The organism is uncultured Fenollaria sp. (genome assembly GCF_934202865.1).
Taxonomy (GTDB): domain Bacteria; phylum Bacillota; class Clostridia; order Tissierellales; family Peptoniphilaceae; genus Fenollaria.
Map to the genome: position 1 here is coordinate 1 of NZ_CAKPYL010000066.1, position 5,560 is coordinate 5,560.

2 protein-coding genes and 1 pseudogene are annotated in these 5,560 nt (G+C 31.2%); all 3 read right to left on the reverse strand.

What is annotated here, in order from left to right:
• Positions 1-3,610, reverse strand: a pseudogene (locus Q0E71_RS06270) (hypothetical protein); the annotation flags it as partial.
• 33 nt (positions 3,611-3,643) lie between these two features.
• Positions 3,644-4,141 carry a hypothetical protein gene (locus Q0E71_RS06275; RefSeq protein ID WP_294797089.1) on the reverse strand — a complete coding sequence of 166 codons (498 nt, stop codon included), beginning with the start codon at positions 4,139-4,141 and terminating at the stop codon, positions 3,644-3,646.
• Between the two features lie 18 nt (positions 4,142-4,159).
• On the reverse strand, positions 4,160-5,560 hold a 1,401-nt coding region (locus Q0E71_RS06280), incomplete at its 5' end, for a DNA topoisomerase (protein ID WP_294797091.1).

The window sequence follows — 5,560 nt, forward strand, 5'->3', positions numbered from 1 at the left end:
AATTAAATCTTTTATTATATATTTTTTCTAATCTATTTCTTCTATCAGGGTCTTCAAATATCCAGTTTTTAAAAGCCTCCTTAATTAATTCTTGCTTCTGACTAGCAAGTAAAGTTTCTTTTTTATTTAAAACAGAAGTTTTTGAGCCATCATCATTTATAACTTGATCGAAAATTCGTGTATCTTTTAAGTTTAGAGCCTCTTCTATTAGCTTATATGCGTTAACTCTACTAGTTCCATAGGTCATATTAGCTAAGTCATTGTATGAATCTACACTTTTGCCCTCAACATTCCACTCGCTTGTCAATGGCGAAAATCTAACAGATATATTCCACCTATCAAAATTAGGAGTCTTTAAAAGGTTAAACATAAAGTCCTCAACATCTTCTTCTGGTATCCAAGTTGCTCCTAATCTAACATTAATATCACTTGCTGTTAGCTCTATAGGCATAACTTCTTTTAGCCTGACTTTTTGAAAATTTAATTCCTTGAGCTCTTTTTCCATTTCTAGTTTTTGATCTTCAGGTAATTGTTCTTTCAGAATATTGAAACGACTAATATATTCATTTAAACATTCTATTTTATTTCTAATATTGCCACTAAGATATTCATCTTTAGCTACATAATCAAAATGTAAAGGACTACCATCAATATAGTTTTTAAATGGCAATGAATTGTTAATTTTATCATATGAACTTATGTCAAGGAAGATTTCTCCCTCTAGCTCATTTATTAAAACATCTCTATCCTTGCCTGTTAGCTCTTGCATATAGTCAAAGTCAACATCACCTCTTTGTGAGACAGAAAGCACTAACGCTTCAAGTGAAGTATCAACATGGTCTACTACTTTTGCCTTTACAATAGTTCTTTTAGTAAATATATCACCCTTAGCTTTAAAGTTGTTATTATCGTCTAAGATTTCTATTGAAGATAAAAGGGGAAAATTGCTATCATCTCGTAGTAATTTTATATTGTTTTTATCGTTGATTATTCCATATTTTGCAACAAAATCATCATATACTTCATTTAATTTTAACTGGGATTCTTGTATATCAGCATCCGAATAATCTTCTTTTTGTCTGTCAATTACAACTTTTAGTGCATCCTTAACAGCAATATAGTCTCTAATTTTATCTTTATTTTTATCTGTTATATTTTGTTTAATAAGAATAGAATTCTCTCTAAAATAAACATCATTATCAATAATTGTATAAGAGAAGTTCTTAACATCGTCTGTCGCAGGAATACTTATATCTTCATCTTGCAATAGCTCTACCTTTTCATATTTATTGTTTGAGGATATTTTACTACTTGCTATGTTAAATAAATTTTCAAAATTAGAGTTTTCTTTTTCAGCACAAGTAAGTTCATCTCCAAATCTACCTGATACAACTTTCATATCGCCAAGCACCATTTGAGGATTATCAACAAAATATTTGTTATATACTAATCCATCTTTATTTTCTGAAAGATGTATCCAATCGTCATCTCTATCAATGACTGAATCTCTCTTTTTAAGAAAGATAATATCAGAAGTTACTTCTGTTCCAGCAAGTCCTTTAAAAGTATTATTTGGAAGTCTTATCGCTCCTAGAAACTCTGCTCTTGCATTTATATATCTCCTGACTGTTTCGTCTTTTTTATCCATAGTACCCGAGGAAGTTATAAAGGCTATAATGCCTCCATTCCTCACTTTGTCTATTGATTTAGCAAAGAAGTAGTCATGTATTAAAAAATTACTTTTATTATATTCACGATCGTTAAGCTTGAAGTCCCCAAATGGAACATTGCCTATCGCTAAGTCGAAGAAATTGTTAGAAAAATTAGTTTCCTCAAAGCCTTTAACCTGTATATTAGATTTAGGATATAAGGCTTTTGCTATTCTTCCACTTATCGAGTCAAGTTCTACACCATAGACTTTAGAGCCTCTCATATCAGCAGGTAAATTACCAATAAAATTTCCAATACCTGCAGATGGCTCTAAAACATTCCCAGAATTAAAACCCATATCGCTAAGAGTTTTATACATTCCGTCCATTACTATTTTTGGAGTATAAAAGGCTGTAAGCGTAGATTCTTTAGCATTTTTATACTCTTCTTCGCTTAAACTCTCTTTTAAAAAAGCTCTTGCTGTAAGCCATTGTCCTTCTTTGCTTTCGTCAAATACATCTGCAAGTCCACCCCAACCAACATATTTAGCAAGAGTTTCTTGCGTATCAGCATTTAGTGTCAATTCGCCATTTTCAATTTTCTTTAATGTAGATATAGCCTCTATATTATTTTTAAGCCTTTCTGACGGAGTTAGCTTTTCAACTAAAACTTCATTTGTAATTTGAAAGTTTTTTAAGTTTGGATCAATAAAAAAAGAAGCCTTGTTAGCTTCTTTCTCCAAATCTTTATCATCTGCTATTCTTCTATTATCTCCTTGATTAGCATCTCTCTCAATGCTGACATCATCACTGGATATTGTGGACTGTCCTCGCTCTCTATCTTCCACGCTTTCATCATTCTCGGCTTTTCCGTCTTGATGAAGTTCTCGGCTCTCACTTGCGTCTCTCTCAAGTGGTCTATCAAGGTCTTGTCCCAATATAGTTCCTGCAGTTTCATCCAATTCTCGTCTGTGTGTTCCAGCGATAGATAGTCCAGTCTCATTATCGCCCAATTCACTCCATGTATCTTTTGAAATTCCTCGTCCGCTAGTAGCTCGCTCTCCGCTATCTCGTTCATCTTGTAAGCCATCTCCTCTGTGTCCTCGCACTGATCGAACGGACTCTCTATCTTCTTCTTTGTGTATTGTTTCAAACTCTCCTCGAAGCTCATTTTCTATACCTCCTATATCTTTTCTTTCTACTTCATCACTATTGTACATTATATCATTAACGCTTGTCAAGCCTTTTGATCTTTTTATTTCTATAGATTTTTCCATTATATCTTCTATAATATTATGGCTTGTAGTCGAAACTATATCTCCCACGTATTCAAGCGATATTGGTGTAAGTTCTGAAATATTTTCTTTTACATTATCAATATCTATTGGATAAAGTATGTTAAATCTGCTTGCTACAGAGTAAGATATTGACTCTCTCATAAACTTTTGAAAGCTTAATTTTTTATCAGCACTAACTTTAAGGTCATTAAGTGCAACATCTATATCTTCGTCTCCATATATTCTGCTTAACGCAAATATGTTCTCATTAAGCACATCACTTGGCTGAAACCTATTTTCAGAAATTGTATTTTTTAAAACATCAATATCTGAATTAAAATCAAATTGCCAATAATCTACAGATTTAATTTTATTTACATTTCTAACAATAGGTGTAGTTTGGCTTATATCAAAGATATAATCGACAGACTTTTTATATTTATCTGCTAAATAAGGAATGCCTTTTTCGCCCCTTAAAACTGCCCTATTATAATTCTTTTTCCAAAAGTCATAACCAGCACAAGCTTTAGCATTCGGAACTTTATTATAAATGCTTAATTGCGTTACAAAGTCATATCTTTGATTATTGCCTACTACTTTTAAAAGCTTTAGATATTCTTTTTCACTTGCAAGTATATTATCTTTTACTATCTCTTTATTGTTTAAAAAATCATTTATTCTCATCTTACTTCCTCCCGATAAAACAAAAAACAGAGCCTAAAGTGGCTCTGCTGTTGTTGTTTGTTTTTCATCTTTAACTTGATTGTTATCTTCTTCTATCTCTTTTTCAACTCTATTGATTGCTTCTTTTTTATCCATAGACTGTTGTAGCTTCTTCATTTTTTCCTCTTTGTATATTTCATATTTTGCTTTGAATTCTTCAACAAATTTTGTATAGTAGTCAATGTTTTCAGGTTCATCAAGCGTATAAAAGTATGAACGAGCGTCTAAAAATGAAGCAAAGTCTCTTGCATCCCATATAATAAATAAGTCTCTTTCAGTATGAGGTACTCTTATATATAAATATTCATCATTATCTTCGTCATATCTGCCAATAGAATACTTTTTAATACTGCCCAACACTTCTTCAATGTTTTCTTTAATTGAATCATCTTCACTATCTTCACTATTTTTTACAAAATTATATACATTGTATAGTGAATTCATAAGCTTATTAAACTCTTCTTTATCGTAATTTAATTTAATTATTGCCATTATATGCACCTCCTATATTTAAAAGATATTACTTAAAGTTTTTTTATATCTTTCAACTAGCTCTGTTACGTTACTTTCAATTTCTTTTATAAAATCATCTGCATCTACTTCTCCAGAACTTATTTTTGATAGCTTCATTTCCCAGTCAGATGTAGTGTCTGCCGATTTAAATTTATCTTCCACTATTGAAACTAACATGTTTCCTTTATCTGTAATAAGCAAATTCTTTTTATCTCTTTTAATTAGCTCTCTACAAATTAAGCTTTCAATTATACTAGCTCTAGTTGCTGGTGTACCTAAACCTTTCCTTTCAACTTCTATATTTTTATCTAGCGAATCAACACCAGCTGTTTCCATAGCTTTTAAAAGAGTATTTTCATTGTAGTGACTTTGTGGCTTTGTATATTTTTCTGACAATTCAAAGGATACAAGCTTAATTGAATCGCCTTGATTTAAGCTTGGAAGCTTGCTATCTTCTTTTGATTTTATATATTCTTGCAAATATTTAGTAAAACCTTGTTCAACTACTGATTTGCCCTTTGCACTAAATTTGTGCTCTCCAAATATAAGTTCAACGCTTGTATTTGACTCAATTAAATTGTCTGAGCAAGAAGCTAATAGTTTGTTTTTAATTAAGTTATAGATATTATATTCTTTATCTGATAAACCATCTGCCTTAGCTATACCTGTAAGTGTAGGAATTATTGCATAGTGATCTGTAACTTTTGATGAATCGAATATTGAATTGAAATTATCTTCATTGACAACATAATCATTTTCAAGACCTTGTAATAATTCTTTAATTGTTTCAGTCATATCGTTTGTTAAATATCTACTGTCAGTTCTTGGATAAGTTACAAGCTTCTTTTCATAAAGACTTTGTGTAGTATTTAGAGTATCGTTTGCACTATACCCAAAATACTTATTTGCTTCTCTTTGCAATGTAGTCAAGTCATAAGGCTTATCAGGCTTAATGTTTGCCTCTTTATTTTCTACGCTTGTAAGCTCTATATCTTTATTAGAATATTCACTTTTAATATTTTCTAACAAGCTATTTGCTACGCTTAAATCATCAATTCTTTCTGATACAAGCTTTATATTGTCGCTTGCTATATCTACTGTATAGTACTTTTGCTTTTTAAAAGTGCTTATTTCACTATCTCTTTTAGCAATTAGATATAAAGTTGGAGTTTGAACTCTGCCGACAGAATAAGTTTGATCGTACAGACAAGAATACAGTCTGCTTAGGTTCATTCCAACTAACCAGTCCGCAATAGCTCTCGCACTTGCCGACTTATATAAGTTCTCATAATCTTTGCCATCTTTAAGATTTTTAAAGCCATCTTCAATCGCTTTATTTTCCATTGAAGAGATCCAAAGCCTTTGAATTTTCTTCTTACATTTAGCTTGATTGTATAC

Coding starts and splice junctions, on each gene's coding strand:
- Q0E71_RS06275 (WP_294797089.1), bottom strand. CDS start 4,141: ATGGCAATAATTAAATTAAATTACGATAAAGAAGAGTTTAATAAGCTT.